Source organism: Anaerococcus sp. HMSC068A02, assembly GCF_001811125.1.
Classification (GTDB): domain Bacteria; phylum Bacillota; class Clostridia; order Tissierellales; family Peptoniphilaceae; genus Anaerococcus; species Anaerococcus vaginalis_C.
Map to the genome: position 1 here is coordinate 24,520 of NZ_KV803716.1, position 22,601 is coordinate 47,120.

The following is a 22,601-nucleotide window of genomic DNA, read 5'->3' on the forward strand; positions in this document are numbered from 1 at the left end:
AATCCCCCTTAATCTTCTAGCTCTTCTATATCTTCATTAGTAGAATCTGTTACTTCTACTTTTTCCTCTTCTTTTGCTGAAAGATTTGCTCCACTAAGTTTTTTTGATTGGCTTCTAATTTTTGATGCATCAATCTTTTCAACTTCTGAGAACTTATCTTGTTCATCTATATTTTCTTTAATTTCAATTACATTTCCATCTTCATCTAAAAGCTCAACATCTAAGGCTAGAGATTGTAATTCTTTTACCAATACCTTGAAAGATTCTGGTGTGCCTGGTTCAGGAACATTTTCTCCCTTAACAATTGCTTCGTAAGTTTTAACTCTTCCTGTAACATCATCTGATTTTACAGTCAACATTTCTTGAAGAGTATGGCTTGCTCCGTATGCTTCAAGAGCCCAAACTTCCATTTCTCCAAATCTTTGTCCACCAAATTGTGCCTTACCACCTAGAGGTTGTTGGGTTACAAGTGAATAAGGTCCAATACTTCTAGCATGGATTTTTTCTTCAACCATGTGATGAAGTTTTAGCATATACATTACTCCAACTGTAACTGGATTATCAAATTCTTCTCCAGTTCTACCATCACGAAGTCTGATTTTTCCTGTTTTATTTACATAAGAAGCTGTCTTTTGAGCTTCTTCAAGAGCTTCTTCTATTTCTGTATCCAAAGCACCATCAAATACTGGTGTAGCAATCTTCCATCCCATAGTTCTTGCAGCAAGTCCCATGTGAACTTCCAAAACTTGTCCGATATTCATACGTGAAGGAATACCTAATGGATTCAAACAAATTTGAATTGGAGTTCCGTCTGGTAAGAAAGGCATGTCTTCTCTTGGCATAATTCTTGAAACAACACCCTTGTTACCGTGTCTACCACACATTTTATCTCCAACCATAATCTTTCTTTTGGTTGCAACAAAAACTCTAATAACTTTATTTACACCTGGAGATAATTCGTCTCCATCTTTTTTGTTATATTCTTTAACATCAACAACAATACCACTTTCTCCGTGTGGAACTGTAAGTGATGTGTCACGAACTTCACGAGCTTTTTCTCCAAAGATTGCTCTTAATAGTCTTTCTTCTGGAGATAGTTCAGTTTCTCCTTTTGGCGAAACTTTTCCTACCAAAATATCGCCACTTTTTACTTCAGCACCGATTCTTATAACTCCATTTTCGTCAAGATTTTTCTTCATGTCATCGCCAACATTTGGAATATCTTTTGTAATTTCTTCAGCACCAAGTTTTGTTTCACGAGCTTCGCATTCATGCTCTTCTATGTGAACTGATGTTAAAACATCATCCATTACCAATTGTTCATTTAAAAGCATAGCATCTTCGTAGTTATATCCTTCCCATGTTGTAAAGGCAATGAGGATATTTTTACCAAGGGCAAGCTCTCCTTGTTCTGTTGATGGACCATCTGCAATTATTTCGTTTGCATCAACATGTTCTCCAAGTTTTACAATTGGTCTTTGGTTAATTGTTGTTCCTTGGTTAGCACGTCTAAATTTAAGAAGTCTATAATAATCAATTTCTCCATCCGAATCTCTTTTGATTCTGATTTTTTCATCTCCAACATATACAACTTCTCCAGCGTTTTTGCTTACTACACAAACACCAGAATCTTTTGCAGCCCTATGTTCAATTCCTGTAGCAACTATTGGAGCTTGGGATTTTAAAAGAGGAACTGCTTGTCTTTGCATGTTGGCACCCATTAGAGCACGTGTTGAGTCGTCATTTTCCAAGAAAGGAATCAAACTTGCTCCAACTGATACTATTTGTTGAGGAGAAACGTCCATGTATTCAACTTTTTCTCTTGGATAAATATCATTTTCTCCATTTATACCACGTCCTGAAACACGGTCATTTATAAATCTATTATTTTCATCAAGTGGCTCGTTAGCTTGAGCTATTATGAAATTATCTTCAACATCTGCTGTTAAATAATCTATTTCATCTGTTACGTGTCCATCTTTGCCAACTTTTCTGTAAGGTGTTTCAATAAATCCGTATTTATTAATTCTTGCATAAGTTGTAAGAGATGTAATTAGACCGATGTTTGGTCCTTCTGGAGTTTCTATTGGACAAATTCTTCCGTAGTGGGAATCGTGAACGTCTCTTACTTCTACTCCTGCCCTATCTCTTGAAAGTCCACCTGGTCCTAGAGCTGATAGTCTTCTTTTGTGAGTTAGCTCACTCATTGGATTTGTTTGATCCATAAATTGTGAAAGCTGACTTGAACCGAAAAATTCTTTTATTACAGCTGTTACTGGTTTTATATTTATAAGTCCTTGAGGAGTTGCAAGGTCAGGATCTTGAGTTGTCATTCTTTCTCTTACAACTCTTTCCATTCTTGCAAGACCAATTCTAAATTGGTTTTGTAATAATTCTCCAACGCCTCTAACTCTTCTATTTCCTAAGTGGTCAATATCATCAACATCGCCTATTCCTTCAAAAAGGTTAAATTGATAATTTACTGCAGCAAGAATATCTGATTTTACTATATTTTTTGGACAAAGTTCTTTCTTTCTTCTTTCGATTTCATTTATAATTGATTCTTTATCTTCATTTTCGTCAAGTATTTCTCTCATCACTGGATAATATACTTTTTCTGATAATTCAAGATCTTCAAGATCAATTTCTTCTAATTCTTCAAAAGAATTCAGATATACAAAGTGGTTTCCACAAATTCTTAATTCTTTGTCCTCACCGTTTTCTTGTTTTACAATTATATCTACAACATTAATTCCGCTATTTTCTATATTAAGAGCAGTTTGTCTATCTATCATTTCTCCAGCTTTTACAAAAAGCTCGCCTGTTTCATCACTTACTACATCTTTTGCAGAAATTTGATCTATAAGCCTATCATGTAAAGCTAGTTTCTTGTTGTATTTGTATCTTCCTACTTTAGCAAGGTCATATCTTCTATCATCGAATAAAAGATTATTTATTAAATTTTGTGCAGATTCTAGACTGGCAGGGTCTCCTGGTTTTAATTTTTTGTAAATTTCTATTAAAGCTTCTTCGCTTGTTTCTGAATTTTCTTTTTCAAGAGTGTTTCTTAAATGTTCAGTATCTCCTAAAGCTTCAATTATTTCTTCATCATTTTCAAAAAGTAAAGCTCTTACAAGAGTTGTAGCTGGAAGTTTTCTTGTACGATCAAGTCTTACATTTACTGTATGAGATGCGTCAGTATCAAATTCAATCCATGCTCCTCTGTTAGGTATAACTGTTGAAGAATACATTTTATTTCCTGATTTATCAAGCTCTGATGCATAATAAACTCCAGGACTTCTTACAAGCTGACTTACAATAACTCTTTCAGCACCATTTATTACAAAAGTTGCTGAGTCTGTCATCATTGGGAAATCTCCCATAAATACTTCTTGCTCTTTTACTTCTTCAGTTTCCTTATTAATAAGTCTAGCCTTAACTTTAAGGTCTCTAGAATATGTTGTGTCTTTGTATTTTGCTTCTTCTATTGTATATTTTGTTTCATCATCAAAATCATATCCAACAAATTCAAGTATTAAATTGCCATTATAATCTTCGATTGGGGAAATATCTTCCAAGATTTCTCCCAAGCCTTCTTCGACAAACCACCTATAAGAATCCTTTTGAACTTTTAATAGGTTTGGCAAACCAAGAACTTGAGGAAATTTAGAAAAGCTAACACGTTCAGTTTTACCAAATAACTCTTTATGATATTGCACTATAAATTACTCCTTTATCTTGCTTTTAGCCTAAAACTTTGCTTATGACCTTTTATGTAATTTCTAGGCTTAAAATAGAAAACTAAGCCTTTTTTACATAAATAAAAAATCTCGCTAAATTAGAATTCTAGCAATTGTTTATTATATCACTACACGCTAGTAAATGTCAAATAATTTAGGAGATTTTTCAAATTATTTTTTAATCTCTATTTGATTTTCACTTACTATATATTTTTTTGTAAATTTGTCAAATAAATCAGTCTATATAATTTGTTTTTATCTTATGATTTTTGCCTTGTAATTTTTCTTCTGGATAACCAAGTATAAGACCATGAACTGGGTAGAAATTTTCTTCTAAATTTAATTTTTTGATAAATCTTGCATCTTTATCAAATCTTTCAAACATTCCTCTTATATAACAAGAGCCTATTTCAAGATCTGTTGCTTTTAGTGCCATATTTTCTATAATGCAAGCTGTATCTTCAAGTCTTGTTATGTGACCTTCTTTTGCTGAAATTATTATTAAATATGGAGCTGAATAAATCGGATTTGCTTTTGGATCATTTACAATTTCTCTAGCTTCTTCTAAAATTTCTTGAATTAAATCCTTATTGCTTATTACAGTTATTGCCATATTTTCGTATAAGCTATTTCCAACTGGGGCTTTTACTCCCGCTTCTACAATTTTTTCTAGATTATTTTTTTCAATTTTTTTATCTATATATTTTCTTGTTGAAACTCTTGTATTAATTACCTTGTCAAAATCCATAAATATCTCCCTTCTTTTCTTTTATTATACTATAAAATTTTTTATCAAAAATCGTTTTTTATAGATAAGTAGATTTTATATATTTGTGGTATAATTAATTTAAATAGGAGGATTTAATGAAAAAAATTAGTAAGTTTTTTTTAGGACTAGCATCAATTTATTATTTGTTTATTAGCTTGGCACTTTTTTTGGCAAGTTTGTTTTCTTTATTGGTAAATAGGAATTATGTTTTTGCCATTTTTGATTTGTTAGGCTTTTCAAATATTTCGCTTGATATAATTAAGCCTATTTTGTTTGTGATGCTTTTTTTATTATTTATATTAATCTCATCCGTAGATAGAAAGATTTTTAAATCTATAAAGTTTGAACAATATTTTTTATTTAATATTTTTACAGGATTTTTCTTTATTTTTATTTCTATTATCGGCCATGTGTTTTTTAGGGATAAAATTTTTATTGTATCTTATCTTTTTAATATTTTCCTTATTATTGGTTCTATGATTGGTCTTAGGGAAAAAAGCAAAGTTTATTATGATGAAGAAAATTCTAATGAAATAAATGTTGATGATAATAAAACTTTTGAAAAAATAAATGAAGATGAAAAAGAAATTGAAATTTCTGATAAAAATTCCAAAGAAAATAAGATAGAAGAAAATCCTCAAGTTTTTGTTAAAAAAGATGAGGAAAATACAAATCAAAAAGATATTGTAAGTAATAGAAAAGAAGATACAGAAAATAAGTAAGTTGTTTTGAATTTAATATAGGTATAGAAAAGAGAAAAAGTAAGGTTAGCCTTGCTTTTTTTTGAAATTATTATGAAAGGGTTTGTTATGAACGAAAAATATTTAAATCTTCTTAGAGAAAATTATCCTAGTAGAACTCATTTGGTTGATGAATTGATTGGTTTAAACGCAAAATTATATCTTCCAAAGGGAACTGAGTACTTTTTTTCTGATCTTCATGGAGAGGCTAAGGCTTTTATTCATCTTTTAAGGTCGGCTGCTGGAAATATTAGAGATAAGACTAAGCAATATTTTGGCGATACTTTGATAAAAAAAGACCAAGACGATTTGGCAAGTTTGATTTATAATCCGGAAAGAGAACTTGTAAGATTAAAGGAAGAAAATATCGTTGATGATGATTGGTACACAATTAATATTCACAGACTTGTAAATTTGTTTAGGTTTGTTTCTACAAAATATCCAAAAGATACAGTAAAAGAAAAATTTCCTACAAATTACAAGGAAATTATCGATGAACTTTTGTACACAAATGATTCTGAATTTAATAAAAAACTTTATTATGAAAAGATAATTGAAAATATTATAAAATATAAGGCTGCTGATGATTTTATTATTGTTTTATCAAGCCTAATCCAAAGAATTTCTGTTGATAGCCTCCACATAGTTGGAGATATTTACGACAGAGGCCCTGAACCTCATATTATTATGGATGAATTAATTTCTTTTCCAAATGTTGATATTCAATGGGGAAACCACGACCTTGCTTGGATGGGAGCTGTAAGTGGAAATAAAGCTTTGATTGCAGCTTGCCTTTGCAATGCATTTTCCTACAATAATTTTGACTTTATTGAAGAAGGTTATGGAATAAATTTAAGACCACTTTATGAATTTTCGATGAAAACTTATAGGGATGACTCATGTGAGAGATTTATGCCGAAAATTTTTGAAGAAAATATTTATGACAAGGTAAATAAAGATGTGGCTGCAAAAATGTATAAGGCTATGAGTGTAATTAGGTTTAAACTAGATAGCTTACTTCTTGAAAGAAATCCAGATTTTAATATGGATGATAGAAATTCATTAAAACATATTAATTTTGATGAAATGACCTATAAGGGAGCAAAACTCCTTGATACAAATTTCCCGACTATTGATCCAAAAAATCCAAGCAAATTAACCTATGAGGAAGAATTTATAATTGATATTCTCCAAAAAGAATTTTCAAAAAACCTTCTTTTAAATAAGCACATTAAATTTATGTACACAAATGGTTCAATGTACAAAAAATCCAACGGCTCACTTTTATTTCACGGCTGCATTCCAATGGATTCTGATGGAAATTTCCAAGAAGTAATTATAAATGGCAAATCCTATAAAGGAAAAGCCATGCTTGATATTTTTGATAAGCTTGCAAGAGATGCTTATTTTTCAAATGATTCAAAGAAAAAAGAATTTGCTCAAGATATTTGCTGGTACTTGGTTTGTGGCAAAAAATCTCCAATTTTTGGCAAAAGTCAATATTCGTATTTTGAAAATTTATTGGTTGATGATAAAAATTTAAAATACGAAGAAATGAATGCCTATTATGATTTAAATAAAAAAGAAGAAATTTGCGATAAAATTTTGGATGAATTTGATTTAAAATGCAAAAGAAGAAGAATTATAAATGGTCATGTTCCAGTAAAAGTCAAAGAAGGTAAAAAACCAGTAAGAGCAAATGGAAAATTGTATGTAATTGACGGTGGAATTTCTAAACCTTACCAAAAAAAGACAGGCATTGCAGGCTACACTTTGATGTATAATTCCCACCACGTTGCCCTTGCAGAACACGTTTCATATTCACACATTAGAGATAACATGGGAGCCTATACGCCAAAAATTTACGAAACCGAAAAACTTATTCCAAGAATGCTAATAAAAGATACAGATGAAGGCGAAAAAATAAGAGCAAGGATAGAAGTTTTGAAAGAATTATTGGAAGTTATAGATAAGGGCAAAAATATTTCAAATAAATAATAAACAATAAAAAAATCTTCAAGTTTTGCTTGAAGATTTTTTGTTTTTATTTTTTGCTTTTCTTTGATAGTAAGAAGTATCCAGCTCCTGCAAGGATTAAAACTACAAGAACAATTCCTACAGATTTTACTCCTGTTCTTACAAAGGAACGGCTTTTCTTCGTGGCAGGTTGTTTTTTAACTGCAACTTTCCTTGATACTTTACTCAATTTCCCTTTTTGTTGATTTTCTTCTATAGCTTTTTCTATTTCAGCTTTTAATTTTTTTATGCTATCCAAATTAGAATCAGCCTTATCTGGTAATCCATTAATTAAATCAGCATATTTTTTTTGATTTTCTGAAGATAATTTGCCCTTATTTTTTTCAAAATAATCAATAAGTTTTTGGCGTTCAGCCATAAACTTATCTCCATTAAGATTATTGTAGGCTGTATTATAAGATTTTACCAAATTATCAATACTATTAACTTCTTCCTTGTTTTGAAGTTTGCTGTAAGCTTTCTTTATAGCATCAAGACTTTTATTGAAATTATTTTTCAAACTTTCGTCTGATTTTTTATAAAAATACTCACTTTTTGTTTTTACTTCTCCATCTATAATTTCTTTTAAGGTTTTAAGATTTGCTTGTCTATTTTCCTCTATTTTAGCCTTATTATTTAAGTTTTCAATGGCTTCTTCTACTTTTTCTAGATTTGAATTAGCATCATCCAAAACTAATTTTTCTGCTTTTAAATCAATGCCAAAGTTTTTATATTTTTCTAAGCCATCTTTTAGAATTTTTTTAAATTCTTCTAATTTCTTATTATAATTTTCTATATTTGATTTAGTAGTTTTTAGATTTTTTATTTGTTCTTCGTAATCTTTATAACTATCATAAGCTTCTTTGTAAGAAGCAAGTTCATTTTTTAAATCATCAGACAAAGATTCAGCTTTTAAATTGAAAACTTCTTTTTTCAAATCTTCGTATTGTTTTTTTATATAAGTTAATTTAATACTATCAATAGATTTTGAAATTTCTTCTTTTTTCTCTTCTACATTTTCAACTTTTAAATCTTCAATTAATTTTTTATATGCGTCTTGACCTTCTTTTGTATATTGCTTAAATTCTTCTGAATTTACAAAGTCTTTAGCTTTTTGTATAAATTCCTCTGGACTTAATTCTTCTTTTTCATTCATCATCTCTTCAGCATAAGCAACATTTGCCTTATTTGAAATCATGCTATTAATTGGCGAAAATGCCAAAGACATACTTAGAGCCAAAAATAATATTTTTTTACTTTTTTTCATTGTTCCCCTCTCCTGTTTAACTTCTATTTATGATTATATCAAATTTTCAAAAAAAATTGTAGTAGAATATAAAATTTAACATAAAAATAAAAAATTTTTTGTGTTATTATATAAGGAAGAAGAATAAAAAGAAAGGAATATTATGCAAGACTTACATTTACACTCACATTTTTCTTTTGATTCAAATACAAATCCAGAAGAAAATGTAAAATCAGCTATAAAAAATAAAATAAAAATAATGGCATTTACAGACCACTTGGATAATTTTTGCCAAAATGACAGGGACATTTCCTTTGATCTTGATGAGTATTTTTCTACTATATATAAGCTTAGGGAAAAATATAAAAATCAAATAAAAATTTTGGCAGGAATTGAAATAGGATTGGCTTATGAAAATGCAAATAAAATTGATAAATTCATTGACGAAAATCCATTTGATTTTGTAATAGGCTCAATCCATGCCGTAGAATTTAAAGATGTTTGGTTAAATAGAAAAAATATAGAAAATAATCCAAAATATTTTTTTAAAAAATATTATGAATATATGCTAGAATGCGTAAAATCATGTGAAAATTTTTCAATATTAGGTCACATTGATTATATAGATAGGTATGTCCAAGACAAATCAGTAATACCAGACTTTTCATTTTATGAGGATTTGATTGAAGAAATTTTAAAAGAATTAATAAAAACAAATAGAGCTTTCGAATATAATACAGCAGGTTTTAGAAATAATTTGTCCTACGCAAATCCAAAAGATGAAATCTTAGAAAAATATAAAAATCTAGGTGGAAATATAATAACCCTAGGCTCAGATTCTCACTTTCCAGACACAATTTCCTACAAAATAGATGATGGAATAAAACATTTAAAAGATTTGGGCTTTGACCACATTTCATATTTTGAAAATAAAAAAGAAAAAATTATAGAAATTTAAAAGGCTCACAAAGAGCCTTTATTCATACATTTTTTTATAAAAAGACACATCTCCTCTGTGGGTTACTATCTTGTAACCTGCTTTTTTTATTCTTAATTCTAAACAATTTCTACACTCTGCTGCCTCATCGCCCGTACAAATTTTATTATCATATAAGGAATAAAGTTCTCTATAAGATGTTGGGGATAAATTTGGCATTAGGACATTTGCCCCTGCCTTCAATCCTTCTTCTCTTCCAAATGGATTTATCGTTCCAAGCGCTGTTGTAGCTGGTATCAAACAATAAGGAAACATTAATCTTAAAATAGAAATAAGTCTTAAAGTTTTTTTGTACGAACCATTTTTCATATTTTTAAATGGAGTATCGTGTTGGGATAAATATGGGCCTATTCCTATCATATCCGGTTTTAATTTTTGTAAAAATCTCAAATCAGAAATCAAATCTTCATCCGTTTGATAAGGAGAATCCACTATAAAACCTCCCCCAACTTGAAATCCAATTTCTTTTAAATCAAAAAGAGCCCTTCTCCTATTTTCAAAAGACATTTTTTTTGGATGGATTTTATAATAATGCTCTTTGTTTGAAGTCTCTTCTCTTAATAAAAACCTATCAGCTCCTGCTTCAAAAAATTTCTTGTAAGATTTTTTTGACCTTTCCCCAATTGACAAAGTAATAGCACAATCAGAATGAATTTTTTTAATTTCTTCAACAATTTTACAAATATCTTCATCTTTATAAGATAAATCTTCCCCACCTTGAAGAACAAAAGTTCTATAACCCAATTTGTAACCAATTTTTGCACACATAAGAATTTCATCAAAAGAAAGTCTGTACCTTTCTATATTAGAATTTGATTTTCTAATTCCACAATAGTAGCAATCATTTTTGCAAAAATTTGTAAATTCAATTAGACCCCTGACATATACGTCTTTGCCATAAATTTCTTGTCTAACCTTGTCAGCCTTTTTTGCCAAATATTCGTTGTACGAATCATCTTTTATAAAATTTAAAAGTTCTTGGTCAGTAAAATTTTCTGCTTTTACAAAGCCCATTATTAATCCACTCCTTTTCGTATTTTTATATTATAACAAAAAATAGTTTTTTATAAAACTTAAAAAACAAAATTTATTTTTTCTACATATTTTCTACATAATCTTTATATATTATATTGCTTGTAAAAACGAGTTGTAATTATTTTGTAACTATTGTTACGAAAAAGAAATGAAAAACATAAAAAAACTATTAATTAGTTACAATAAATTAAAAAAACACAAAAAAGGAGTAATCATTATGACAAATTTAAAAAAATACGCTCTAGCAGCGGCAATCGTACTACCAACATTATTTACAGCATCAAATAAGGCTGAAGCTTCATCTGCAGTTAAAGATGCAAACAAAGCTGACGCAGTTAATGTAAGAAGTGATGCTAGCGAATCAAATAATATAATTGGACTTATAACAGATGACAAATCTTATGAAGTTCTAGGATCAACAGATGGTTGGTTAAAAATCAAATTTAACGGTAAAGAAGCTTACGTTGGTGGTCAATGGTTTAATATTACAGAAACAGCTAAAATTTTAAGCCCAGCAAACTTCAGAAAATCTGACAACTTAAATTCAGAAGTTTATCAAGTTCTTAAAAAAGATGAAAGTGTTGAAGTAAAATCAGCAGCAAACAATGGATTTGTAAAAGTAGTTTTTGAAGGTAAAGAAGGATATATTCACAATAGTTTACTAGGACTTTCTAATGATTTTATAAATAAAAATTATGCACCAGTTCAAAGTCAAGAAAGTAGCTATCAAGCTCAAGCTTCATACCAAGCACCAGCTCAATCTTATCAAGCACCTGCTCAAACACAAGCACCAGCACAAAATTATACAGCTAATAATTCATCAGCAAAACAAATTATAGCACAAAGAGAATCTGGTGGATCTTACAATGCTAGAAACGGACAATATATTGGAAAATATCAATTATCAGCATCTTACTTAAACGGAGATTATTCTCCAGCTAACCAAGAAAGAGTTGCAGACCAATATGTAGCACAAAGATATGGTTCATGGGATAATGCCCTAGCATTTTGGAACAACAACGGTTGGTACTAAAATTAAATAATAAAAAATTAGAACTTCAAGCTAATTGCTTGAAGTTTTTTTGTGAACATTTTTACTTCCATTCCCCATCACTTTTGCTATATCAATTTAAAAAATTCAATTTTTTTATCAAAAATGATAGAATAAAAGAAGATTATAAATTTACAAGGAGCAATTATGAAAATAATTTTGGCTGTAGATAGAGATTTTGGAATAGGAAAAGATAATAAACTTCTTTTTCATTTAAAAAAAGACTTGGCTCATTTCAAAGACCTTACCCTAAATAATATAGTTATAATGGGAAGAAAAACTTATAAGTCCATGAATGGGGCTCTTCCCAAAAGAGAAAATATAGTTTTGACAAGAAATAAAGATTTAAAACTTGACGATGCTTTAGTCTTTAATAGCCCACAAAATATTTTAAAATATGTAAGAGAAAATAAAAATGATAGAGAAGTTTTTGTAATCGGTGGAAAAGAAATTGTAGACTTGCTCTTAGATTTTTGTGATGAGGCAATTATTACAAAAATTGATGCAAAAAAAGACGCTGATACCTTCCTTCACAATTTTGATAAAGACGAAAATTTTGAAATTGTAAATAAATCAGAAGATTATTGCGAAAATGACCTTAAATTTAATTATATAACTTATAGGAGAAAAAAATGATAGAAATATTTGTTAGCAAACTTTGTCCAGATTGCACTGAAATAATTGAAGATTACAATAATGATTCAAAAAATTTCCAAGGATGTGAAATCATAGATATAACCGATTCGATGATAAATCTCAAAAGATTTTTGGCATATAGGGATAATTTTAATGCTTTTGAAGAAAAAATCAAAACAAATCAAGTAGGAATCCCTGTAAAAATCATCGACAAAAAAGAAGTTGAATTTCTATAAAATTAATTTTTAGATAATTAACAAATAATAATTTAAAAAACAAAAATCCAATCTATATTTTCAAAAACTTATTGCCTATTGAAATTTATAGATTGGATTTTTTTGCAAAAAATAACCCTAGCTTTAGCTAGGGTTAGGAAAAATTTTACTTATTTTTCTTTTTTAGGATAAATAATCCAATTGTGCTTAGTCCAATTGTTGATAAATAGAATCCTAAATTGCTTTCAATTCCTGTTTTTGGCATTTTTGTGCCTCCAACATTTGAACCTTTTTTATTATCTCCACTTACTTTTTGTAATTTGCCATCTTTATCTTTATCCTTTTCATTGCTAGAACTTGGTTTTTCTTTAGAAGGTTCTGTGCTTGATGGTTTAGATGGTTGTGGTGGATCTTGTGGATCTTTTGGTTCTTGTGGCTTAGGATCTGCTTTTTCAATTTTTTCATACAAGGCAGTTACTATTATATTATTATTAATTACTGTCTTATCATCTGTATCCCATCCTTTTACTTTGTAATCTGTTTTTGCTACAATTTTTGGATGAGCAATTTCTGCTAAAGTTTTTCCAGCTTTTGGATTTACATAATATTTTGTTATTCCTTCAAGATCTCCATGATCTCCTTTTTCAAAAATCACTTCAACATATCCATGAGGTTTATCATTCATATTACCATTTTCATCAACTTCTGGAATTACATCAGGAAGTTTAGCAAATGTTCCAGTAACTATTTTATTTTCTTTGTATTGAACAAATTGTATTGTATCAAAATCCCAACCATTAAATAGGTATCCAATTTCAACATTTAAACTTGGTGGTGGAAGAATAACTTCTTTTTCTGGATTTACATAGAATTTTGTAAATTCTCCATCCATTATTGAGCCACCTTCGCCTTGTGTTACAAAAGAAACTTCAACATATCCTTCTACAGGTTCAGTACTTACATCATTTAGTTCGTTGAAATAAGCTGTAATTGTTGTATCAACGCTATAAACAGTTGATATTCTTGCATCATGATCCCATGATCCAAATTCATATCCAGTATTTGGACTTGCTTGTGGTACATCCAAAGTTACATATTTTGTAGGATTTACAAAATATGATAATTGTCCACTTAGACTTCCATGACCATCAGTAGTAAAATCTACTTTTACATAGTCTTTTGGCTTTTCATGATTTCCATCATTTGGAATTACATCATCAATAGGCTTTGAGCTTGCCTTTACAACTATGTCTTGGTCTTTTATTTCTAAAGTTTCATCTTTATTCCAATCTTCAAATTTATATCCTAAATTTTCTCCAACACTTGGCCATTTCAAATCACTTAATTTGACATTTACATTTTTCTTTACAGCATAATTTTGTGTACCTTCTAAATACAAACCATTATCATTCGTAAATGTTACGCTTACATAGCCCTCAGGTATTTCTTCTGGATCTGGAATAATGTCCTCTAATTTATTTATTACTTTTACTGGTACGTCTACAAAGTATTCTTCTCCTGTTCTGTAAACTACTTTTACTGTTTGGTAATTTTTGTAAACTTCTTTTGTTGGATCTTTTGGATCTTTTATTTTTGTATCTGCATCTAATATTTCTTTGCTTACGTCTGGTTTTTTATCTTTTACTATTTCGCAAGCTGTGATTTCTGCATTTTTTCCAGCTTTTATTGCTTTTTTGTAGTCTTCAAACTCTGGATATTTTCCTACGTAAGTTGTTATCATTTCTGCACTTGGTTCTTGTGCTAGTGGTGTAAGTTCTTTGCTATATCTTGCTGTGACGATTATTTTTTTGGTTATTTCCGTATTTTCGTCTTTATCCCATCCGTATTTTTCGTATCCATTGTTTGCTTTGATTTCTGGATGCTTAATTTCTTTTAATTTTTTACCTGCTTTTGGATTAACGTAGTATTTTGTTATTCCTTCTAAGACTCCGTGTTTTCCTTTTTCAAAGATTACTTCTACGTAGCCTTTTGGTTTGTCGTTTGGTTTTCCATCCTCATCAATTTCTGGGATTATTTCGGCTATTTTTTCAAATGTTCCTGTTATTATTGTTTCTTTTTCTGTATATTGGGTTAGTTTACTTGTATCTTTATCCCATCCTTTGAATTTATAGCCTATTTCTGTTTCTAGCTTTGGCGATGTTACTATGACTTTCTTTTCTGGATTTACATAGTAGGTTTCTACTTCGCCTTCTTTTATTTTTCCACCTTCTCCTTTTATTTGGAATATTACTTTTACGTAATCTTTAATTGGTGTTTCGCTTACATCATCTAGCGCTTTGAATTTTGCTGTGATTGTTGTATCTTTTTCATATTTTGTTAGCTTGGTTGCGTCTTTGTCCCATTCTTTAAACTCATAGCCTATCTTTGCTTTTGTTTCTGGAACTTTTAGTTTTACTTCTTTGGTTGGATTTACATAGTAGGTTGTTTCTCCTTCTAGTGTTCCATTTCCGTCTGTTTTGAAGTCTACTTTTACGTAACCTTTAGGTTGTTCTTCGCCATCTTTTTTTGGTATTACATCTTTTAATGGGATTGATGTTGCATTTACAACTATATCTTTATCTTTTATTTCTAAATCTTTTTCTTTATCCCATTTATCGAATTTATATCCTACTTTTTCTTCTATTTGTGCCCATTTTATATCTTTTAATGTTATTTCAAGATTTTTCTTTACGAAATATTCTTGAATTCCACTTAGTGTTAAGCCTTCATCACTTGTGAATTTTACTCTTACATAACCTTCTGGTTTTTCTTGTGGATTATCTGGGTCATTTGGTATTACATTTTTCTCTGGTTTTTCTTGTTGCCACGCTTTAAGACTATATTTTGCTATTATTTCTGTGTCTTTTACGAATTTGCCTGTGATTTTTTTACCTTTTTCCCATTTTCTTGGATTGGTGTCTTCTTTTTCTCTCCATTCGCTAAATTCGTAGCTGTGGCTTTCACCGTTTGTACTTGTTATTTCTTTTCCTTCTGGATTATTTGCTGGAATTGTTACTTCTACATTTTTTCTTACTCTGTAGTATTTCTTTGTTGGATCTTTTGCTTTGTCTGTTGGATCTACTGTTACTAGGATATAATCTTTGTAGTCTTCTCCTGGAATTGTATCTGGATCTGGTACTTCTTTGATTGTATCTAGTACTTTTACTGGTACGTCAACTAAGAATACTTCTCCTGTTTTGTAGGTTACTTTTACTCTTTGGTAATTTGTGTAGACTTTCTTTGTTGGATCTTCTGGATCTTCTATTTCATTTTCTGGATCTAGAATTTCTTTGTCTACGTTTGGCTTTTTATCTTTTATTAGATAATAAGAGTCAATTTCTGCAACTTTTCCACTGTTTCCAATTTTTCCAGCTTTTATTTTTTGTTCGTATTCTTCTAAACTTGGTTGTTTTCCTACATAAGTTGTTATCATTTCTGCACTTGGTGGATATACAATATCTTTTGGTGTTTTTGAATATCTTGCAGTAAGCACAGTTTCATTTTCAAAAACATGACGATTTGGCATTTTGAAATCATCTTTATCTTCCAATGTATCCAAATCAGCAGTCCATTTTTCAAATGTCCAGTCATTTTCTCCTTCTGGATCATTTTCTGGAATTCTTACTTGAGCTTTTGGATTTACATAATAAGTTTTTGTTTGTTTATCTTTAGCCTTATTTGTTGGAACTACATCAACTTTTACAAAATCTTTCAAAAATTCGTCGTTTTGAACTATATTTGGTTTAGATTTACTATCCAATGCCCTATAAATATTTTTGTAAATTTCTACAGGAATTTCAAAATCTTTGTAAGTATCATTTTTGAAATTAACCCTTACTTTAATTGAATCTTTTTTAGGTGTAACATCACTTGGCTTATTATTGTAATCTTCGTTTTCTTTTACCTTATCATAGATTGTATCTTCTTCTAAGACTTGGTAATCTTTATATTTTTCAAGTTTCATTAACTCATTAATAGATTCTTCTATTTGGGCATTTGTTGGCATAAAGTCATTGATGAAGTTTCCGCCATCATCTTTTGATGATTCAAAAACTTTAATAGGTTTTACTTGTGGATATTTATCTTCTACAAAGTCAATTTCAAATTCATAATTTTGTTTTATAGAAGTATTTTCATCAAGTAAACCTTTTAATTCTTTTCCATCTTCTCTTCTTCCACTCCATGAACCAATGTTGTAATTTTTGGCTGGAGTGATTTTTATACCATTTTTCTCTTCATCTGTTGGTACAGGAATATTTGAGAAATTCAAACCATCTATTACATCATAATAAATTTCTTTTATTTCCTTGCCATCTTTGTCTGTTCCAAATGAACCATTGTCAAGTGCCTTAAAGGTAATTCTGTGATAACCATCAGGTATTGGTGTCTTTGGATTTTTTGTTTTTAAAACTCTGACATCTTTATAATAGAAATTTATATCTTTTGTTTTTACTCCATTAATACCAGTTAGTTCGTGAGTATCTTCGTTAATATCAAAGAATAATTGAGTTTGTGGAGGACTTACTAATTTGAAACCTCTTATTTTTCTATAGTTTACAGAATCAAAGTGCCTGTTTCCATTCAAAACTTCTTCAGGTTCTATTACATTTTCATATTTGTCCCCTTGACTTCCAACTGCTTCAAACTTAACTTGTCCATCTTTTGCTAGTAGATAATTTACTGTATATTTTCTATAACGATAAGGTCTGTAGTAGAAGTGGAATTGATTTTTAAATTCCAACTTTATTGGTTGTTGATTATCATCAGATTTTTTGTCATTATTTTCAGCTTGAACAACTTGGTTTTGATAATAAGTATTTTCCCTCTCAGTTTCTTTTTTATAAGCTTCATATTCATTTTTTGTATCTTCACTTACATTTTTATTATCAAACTCATCATCATTAGCCAAGATGTATTCTTCACCTTGCATAACACCATAAGCTGTAGTGTTTGTTTTAACTCTTTGATTTTTTATTACGCCATCAACTAATTTTACTTCATTAAAATCTTTATCAAGCAAGTGATGGTATACTTTTACATCAACTAAACTATTTTTTGCCCAAATCGCTCTAAGATAAAGATCAGATGTGATTTCATTTCCAAAAGAATAAAGTCTTGGTACTTCATATTTATCCTTATAAGAAGTATCTTCACTTCCATCTTCATTATAAGTTACAAGCTCCCAACCCAAGAAATCATAACCATCTCTTTGTGGTGTTGGTGGCTCTTTTATTGTCATTCTATTTGCTACATCAAATACTTGAACATTGCCTTCATCATCAAGTTTTTCAGGAACTTTGTATGGAACTTTTCCAAATTCAGTTGATATTTTAATTCTTTCGCCATCTTTGTGAGTTGCAATATCATTTTGCCCAATAGAATCAATATCTCCACCATTTGGATCAAATTTTACCTTATAATTTTTGTCAGGTTCGCCCCATTTTGCATAAAGGACAACATCATAATTAGGCATATTAGCATCAGCATCATCTAGCTTAGACTTTAACTCTTTTATTTCATTTTGTAACTTAAATTTCTTTTCTTTGTCAGTTGAATTTTTTTCAAGTTCTTTATATTTCTCAGCAATTTGAGATTCAAGCTTTTCAGCCTCTTTAATAGTATCTTTAATAAGCCTGCTACCTTGAGCATCCAATGCCCAACCCTTAAATACATAATCATCAGGAAGATTTTCAGGCTTATCAGCTTCTGTAAGCTTATATTCTTCATCAAGATTTAATTTTCTAAGAGGAATATCATAATATACATCAGATATAATCGCATCTTTACCATTTGAAAATGTCTTTCCAGAAAAATCAGCATGTGCATTTACATCTGATGGATCTTTATCAAGATATAGTTTATATTTTTCACGCCCATAAGTAAATGCAAAGCGGTATCTAGGAATGTCCTTAAAAGGAACTCCATTAATTCCATTTTCAGCTATAGGATCAAAAAATGACTTTTCATCCTCTGGTCTTTTTTCCTCATAGTTATCTAATTCATTTTTAAGTTCATCAAAAGTTAATTTTGAAAGATTTTCCGTATAACCTTCTTTTTCTTCAGGACGTTTTTTTGCATCTTCAACAGGATTAATTGACTCATATTTAGGTGTAAATCCTACAATACCTGGAGAAGGATATGGGTATGAAACATTTGTGTCAATTTTTGTATATGACATATCTGGATTATAGTGGAGCTTGCCGTCAAAGCCCTCAAACAAATATTCCATATAGTAGATAGCAAATTGGAACTCTGCACTTTCACAAGGTCCAAGAGAAATTGTTCTTTCAGGTAATTTTTCTCCTGTTGAAGTTGAGTGAGTTGCAGGTCTTACCGCTGGATCTAGTTCTGTAAAATCTTTATCTATAAAATCCTTTGATGTTAGCCAGTATGGTGGAGTATCAAGATATAAACCTTGATCTAAATTTCCATTATTTTCTGAATTTAATTGCCATCCTATAAAACTATGATTTGGACCAAAGTCAACTCCGCCTTTTTCTATAAGCCACATATCATTAGGCCATTTTGTCATTCTCTCGCCAAATTTTGCTGTAAATTTATATGGTTTGTTCACTTCTTTTGTAGAATCATATTTTCTTCCATCAGGAAGTACCATTTTTGCTTCTTTAGCTGGAAAACCAGCATCAGGTTCATCAATACAGAATTTTTCAAATAGCATTGTATATGTTTGACGATCATAGTAAATGTTATAGGTAGTTGAGCTATCAGAATGAACTTTTTTTACACGAACTTCACTTGTTCCATCATCATTTTTAACATTTTCTGTGTTTTCTTCTTTTATTTTTTTTGTATTTCTAACATAATATTTATTAAGTTCTTTTTCTTTTCCCTTATTTGTAAGATCTTTTTCTATTTCAGGGAATTTGAAACCTTCTGGTAACATTTTATCTAAATCTGGGCGCGAGTTTGTTTTCGCATCTTTTATTACTTTTGCTCCAATAAAATCATAGCCATCAGATTCAGCTTTTTGAGTCCAAAATTGAATCTTATAATCTGCTTTTGGTTTTTCATCCCATTCTGCAGTAAAGGTTATGTTTTCTGCTGGCATTGCCTCTTTTAGACCATCTGGATAATTTTTCATGTCTATAAGATCGCCTTTTTTTATTATTTTGCCATCAGAAGTTTCTAAATCTATATTAGATTTCCATCCTTTAAATAAAGACGTACTTTTTGTTGGTTTGTAATCAAAATATGGAATAGTTTGACCATAGTATAGTGTCATATTTGGTACATAAGATCCACCATCAGAATCAAAATCTACTTGGAAAGTTTTTCTATTGTAGTGATAAATTAATGGAGTTTTACTTGCATTTTCTGGAACTGTTACCTCAAGATTGTTTTGTTCTGGTTCAAATCCTTTTGCGTATTTTGCATAGTCTTCTTTATTTAATTCTGGGATTTTAAATTTATCTCCAGTTTTTGCCGTATATGTTTTGATTAATGGTTTTTCTCCAACTTTTGGATCTTCATATTTTTCATGATCATATAAGTTTTGGAAAAGATATTTTACTTGTATATCTCCTTCTTTTGGTTCATATTTATAATCATGATTTCCATAAAACATAAAGCTAGCATTTTTTGTATCTTGGGCATTATCTTTTACAAAATCATAAGTAACATCATAGGAATCATTGTCATTTGGTTTGTAGTAGCCTTCTATTTCAGGCAAGTTTATAGTTTTTAAAACTTTTGCCCTTTCTTCTGGGCTTGCATTTTCTCCTACGCTTGCTATGTATGGTTGATAAATAATTTTGTCCTTATCTAAACCATTTTCTTTTACACCAATTTTGTAATCCCACCTATAAGTGTAAATGTCAGGATAATCGGGATTTTTTAATTGTTCATCAATATCCTTGCTTTCATCAAGCTCAGTAGGTTTTTTTACAATTGATTCATTTATCTTGTCGATATAAATATCATCGCTATCGTCATCACGTTTTGTATACGACGCCAAAGCTATATTTGTACCGAGCAAAATAATAGCTAGTAATAGTGTTAAAATAATTTTTTTATTCTTTTTAATTTTCACTAAAAATACCTCCTTTTTTTTACTATATTATTACTTCAATTATATACTAATAATCACTGAAAGAAAAGCTTTTTCACAAAACATTTACATATTTGCGAAAAAAATTACACAAAAAAAATTAGCATAAGTTTTTTTCTCATACTAATTTATTTTTATAAATTTATTTAATTATTTTTTGTAAAATCTTCCAATCTTATATAATCAAAAATTCCATCTGTAAATTCTTGGTCTATTTCTCCTTTTATTAACGGAAGAGTGTAATTTGTAATTTTTTCTTTTAAAATCTCTCTTGATTCTAGCCATTCTTGTGGGATTTTTTTCTCTTTATTTGCTATATTTGATGGTTTTGTTGTAAAATATTTTACTTTATAATCCTTAGAGTTTTCTCTTTTTAATATTGGAACTAGATTTGTTTTTTCCTTCCCATATTTTATTGTCAAATATCCCAATTGGTAAGCCTCATCTGAATCGGTTTTTGAAATTAGAAAACTTGTTCTTTGGACAATATTTAATTCAACCGAACGAGTTTTTACTTTTAATTTATCGTGAATATAATCTGAAATTTTTAAGCCAATGCCTGCAATTATTGGATGATTGAAGCCTTTATCAAATGATTTTTGTTTTTCATTTAAAAGTTTTCCATCTTTGTCCATAAAACCTTCTGAAACTGCTATTAGCAAATTATTATCTTCTTTGAATTTTTCTTTAATTTCTTTTTCTATATCCTCTAATGATTTTTTATCTTCTGGTAGATAAACTAAATTTACTATATCTTTTTTTCTTTTATAATTTGCAAGATAAGAAGTTGCTGTAAGCCAACCTGCATTTCTTCCCATAATTTCCACAAAGGTAACTGATTTTATTGGATAAATATCGCAATCAAGCCTAATTTGTCTTAGGGCAGAATTTACAAATTTTGATGCTGATGCAAAGCCCGGCGAATGGTCCATTTCGCACAAATCATTGTCAATTGTTTTTGGGCAACCAACCACATTTACCCAATCAATCTTATTTTTTTCTATGTATGAATTGAGTTTCATAACTGTATCCATTGAATCATTTCCACCAATATATACAAAAGTTGAAATCTCATATTTTTTTAAATTTTCAAAGATTTTTTTATATTGCCAATCTTTCAAATCATCACTTAATTTAAAACGACAAGAACCAAGAATAGAAGATGGTCTTTTTCTTAGCCTTTCATTTGCATTTTCTTTTTCAAACAAATCTTTGTCAACGCACTTTATATTTTCATGCAAAAGTCCTTCAATTCCATTTAAAGAAACAAATACATTTTCAAAATCAAAATCAATCCCAGCTTGGATAGCACCAGCCAAGGAAGAATTAATAACAGCCGTGGGACCACCTGACTGACCAATTAAACAATTCATATATCCCCCTTAAATTTTTATCCTTATATATAGTACCATTTTATTTAGAAATTTTAAGGCGAAAATAAAACAGAAAAGCTTTTTAACTTTTCTGTCTATCTTATTATCTTAATTTATTATAAATTTTATCCTTCTATCCCCAAAGATTTTTTTGCCAAAGCGTCTGCCATATCGTTGTATTTGTCATTTGAGTGGGCCTTTACTTTTATGAAATGTACGTCGATTTTTTCTTTTGCTTTTTGGAAAAATTCGTAGTATCTTTTGGTAAGTTCGTTATTTCTTTTCCAATCTCCTCTTGCCCAAGATTCTATGCCTTGATAATCGTAGTGGATATAGATTGTTTTTTTGCCTTCAGAAATCGCCTTATTGATTGCTCCTACACTTGCCTTTACTTCTCCTGCTACATTTCTGTGGATATGAAATTCGTCATCAAAATCTTTATAAATTTCTTCGATTTTTTCGTCTGTTATGTAGACTATTCCAACTCCATATTTTTTATCTTTTTTGGAATATGAACCATCAATGTAGGCAATTACAGAATCCTTATCGGGTTCTATCTCAATTTTTTTATCTTCCAAAAAATCTTTTGCGTCTTCTTTTTTCTTGAATGATTTATAAATTGCGCCCTTATATCCTTTTACTTCTTTTAAACACAAATCCCAGGATGTATATATCCCAGGATTTCTGCCTTTTTTTACTGCGTAATATTTCATTT

13 protein-coding genes are annotated in these 22,601 nt (G+C 29.6%); 6 read left to right on the top strand and 7 right to left on the bottom strand.

Translation table 11 applies throughout. The annotated features are described in order from the left end of the window. Positions 1 to 8: 8 nt before the first annotated feature. Positions 9 to 3,719 (bottom strand): DNA-directed RNA polymerase subunit beta, encoded by a 3,711-nt coding sequence (locus tag HMPREF2782_RS02450; RefSeq protein WP_070640648.1) that lies wholly within the window; start codon positions 3,717 to 3,719, stop codon positions 9 to 11. A 256-nt stretch (positions 3,720 to 3,975) separates the two neighbouring features. Next, positions 3,976 to 4,488, bottom strand: coding sequence for a nitroreductase family protein (locus tag HMPREF2782_RS02455; RefSeq protein WP_070640650.1), 513 nt, complete (start codon positions 4,486 to 4,488; stop codon positions 3,976 to 3,978). Positions 4,489 to 4,604: 116 nt separating this feature from the next. Between HMPREF2782_RS02455 and HMPREF2782_RS02460 the strand changes: the two genes are divergently transcribed. Continuing rightward, positions 4,605 to 5,231, top strand: coding sequence for a hypothetical protein (locus HMPREF2782_RS02460; RefSeq protein WP_070640652.1), 627 nt, complete (start codon positions 4,605 to 4,607; stop codon positions 5,229 to 5,231). Positions 5,232 to 5,318: 87 nt separating this feature from the next. Beyond that, the gene (locus HMPREF2782_RS02465; protein ID WP_070640654.1) at positions 5,319 to 7,247 is read left to right on the top strand and encodes a fructose-bisphosphatase class III; all 1,929 of its coding nucleotides are present in this window, start codon (positions 5,319 to 5,321) and stop codon (positions 7,245 to 7,247) included. A 46-nt stretch (positions 7,248 to 7,293) separates the two neighbouring features. Here the strand turns inward: HMPREF2782_RS02465 and HMPREF2782_RS02470 are convergent, their stop codons facing one another. Further along, positions 7,294 to 8,532, bottom strand: a complete 1,239-nt coding sequence (locus HMPREF2782_RS02470; RefSeq protein ID WP_070640656.1) for a V-type ATP synthase subunit I domain-containing protein — start codon at positions 8,530 to 8,532, stop codon at positions 7,294 to 7,296. A 142-nt stretch (positions 8,533 to 8,674) separates the two neighbouring features. Here HMPREF2782_RS02470 and HMPREF2782_RS02475 point away from each other — a divergent pair, with 142 nt between their 5' ends. Next, the gene (locus HMPREF2782_RS02475; protein ID WP_070640658.1) at positions 8,675 to 9,469 is read left to right on the top strand and encodes a histidinol-phosphatase HisJ family protein; all 795 of its coding nucleotides are present in this window, start codon (positions 8,675 to 8,677) and stop codon (positions 9,467 to 9,469) included. 18 nt (positions 9,470 to 9,487) lie between these two features. Here HMPREF2782_RS02475 and hydE read toward each other — a convergent pair whose 3' ends face one another. Beyond that, positions 9,488 to 10,522, bottom strand: a complete 1,035-nt coding sequence (gene hydE, locus HMPREF2782_RS02480) for a [FeFe] hydrogenase H-cluster radical SAM maturase HydE (RefSeq protein ID WP_070640660.1) — start codon at positions 10,520 to 10,522, stop codon at positions 9,488 to 9,490. A 238-nt stretch (positions 10,523 to 10,760) separates the two neighbouring features. On the opposite strand from hydE, the gene HMPREF2782_RS02485 reads away from it, so the two are divergent. The 3 genes from HMPREF2782_RS02485 (at position 10,761) to HMPREF2782_RS02495 (ending at position 12,466) form a co-directional block, all read left to right on the top strand. Next, on the top strand, positions 10,761 to 11,576 hold the full coding sequence (locus tag HMPREF2782_RS02485; protein ID WP_070640662.1) for an aggregation-promoting factor C-terminal-like domain-containing protein: 816 nt from the start codon (positions 10,761 to 10,763) through the stop codon (positions 11,574 to 11,576). 165 nt (positions 11,577 to 11,741) lie between these two features. After that, positions 11,742 to 12,230, top strand: coding sequence for a dihydrofolate reductase (locus tag HMPREF2782_RS02490; protein WP_070640663.1), 489 nt, complete (start codon positions 11,742 to 11,744; stop codon positions 12,228 to 12,230). Next, the gene (locus HMPREF2782_RS02495; protein WP_070640665.1) at positions 12,227 to 12,466 is read left to right on the top strand and encodes a hypothetical protein; all 240 of its coding nucleotides are present in this window, start codon (positions 12,227 to 12,229) and stop codon (positions 12,464 to 12,466) included. Before HMPREF2782_RS02490 ends, HMPREF2782_RS02495 begins: the two co-directional genes overlap by 4 nt. Before the next feature lie 145 nt (positions 12,467 to 12,611). On the opposite strand, the gene HMPREF2782_RS02500 is transcribed toward HMPREF2782_RS02495, so the two are convergent. From HMPREF2782_RS02500 to HMPREF2782_RS02510, 3 genes are all read right to left on the bottom strand, one after another. Next, positions 12,612 to 20,495, bottom strand: coding sequence for an InlB B-repeat-containing protein (locus tag HMPREF2782_RS02500; RefSeq protein WP_070640667.1), 7,884 nt, complete (start codon positions 20,493 to 20,495; stop codon positions 12,612 to 12,614). 164 nt (positions 20,496 to 20,659) lie between these two features. Further along, positions 20,660 to 21,886 (bottom strand): diphosphate--fructose-6-phosphate 1-phosphotransferase, encoded by a 1,227-nt coding sequence (locus tag HMPREF2782_RS02505; protein WP_070640669.1) that lies wholly within the window; start codon positions 21,884 to 21,886, stop codon positions 20,660 to 20,662. Between the two features lie 125 nt (positions 21,887 to 22,011). Then, positions 22,012 to 22,599: a ribonuclease H1 domain-containing protein gene (locus tag HMPREF2782_RS02510; protein WP_070640671.1), complete on the bottom strand. Its 588-nt coding sequence runs from the start codon at positions 22,597 to 22,599 to the stop codon at positions 22,012 to 22,014. Positions 22,600 to 22,601 lie beyond the last annotated feature (2 nt).

Bases quoted from the DNA above. Each gene is read 5' to 3' on its own strand.
- HMPREF2782_RS02455 (WP_070640650.1), bottom strand. From the start codon at position 4,488: ATGGATTTTGACAAGGTAATTAATACAAGAGTTTCAACAAGAAAATAT.
- HMPREF2782_RS02460 (WP_070640652.1), top strand. From the start codon at position 4,605: ATGAAAAAAATTAGTAAGTTTTTTTTAGGACTAGCATCAATTTATTAT.
- HMPREF2782_RS02465 (WP_070640654.1), top strand. From the start codon at position 5,319: ATGAACGAAAAATATTTAAATCTTCTTAGAGAAAATTATCCTAGTAGA.
- HMPREF2782_RS02470 (WP_070640656.1), bottom strand. From the start codon at position 8,532: ATGAAAAAAAGTAAAAAAATATTATTTTTGGCTCTAAGTATGTCTTTG.
- HMPREF2782_RS02475 (WP_070640658.1), top strand. From the start codon at position 8,675: ATGCAAGACTTACATTTACACTCACATTTTTCTTTTGATTCAAATACA.
- hydE (WP_070640660.1), bottom strand. From the start codon at position 10,522: ATGGGCTTTGTAAAAGCAGAAAATTTTACTGACCAAGAACTTTTAAAT.
- HMPREF2782_RS02485 (WP_070640662.1), top strand. From the start codon at position 10,761: ATGACAAATTTAAAAAAATACGCTCTAGCAGCGGCAATCGTACTACCA.
- HMPREF2782_RS02490 (WP_070640663.1), top strand. From the start codon at position 11,742: ATGAAAATAATTTTGGCTGTAGATAGAGATTTTGGAATAGGAAAAGAT.
- HMPREF2782_RS02495 (WP_070640665.1), top strand. From the start codon at position 12,227: ATGATAGAAATATTTGTTAGCAAACTTTGTCCAGATTGCACTGAAATA.
- HMPREF2782_RS02505 (WP_070640669.1), bottom strand. From the start codon at position 21,886: ATGAATTGTTTAATTGGTCAGTCAGGTGGTCCCACGGCTGTTATTAAT.
- HMPREF2782_RS02510 (WP_070640671.1), bottom strand. From the start codon at position 22,599: ATGAAATATTACGCAGTAAAAAAAGGCAGAAATCCTGGGATATATACA.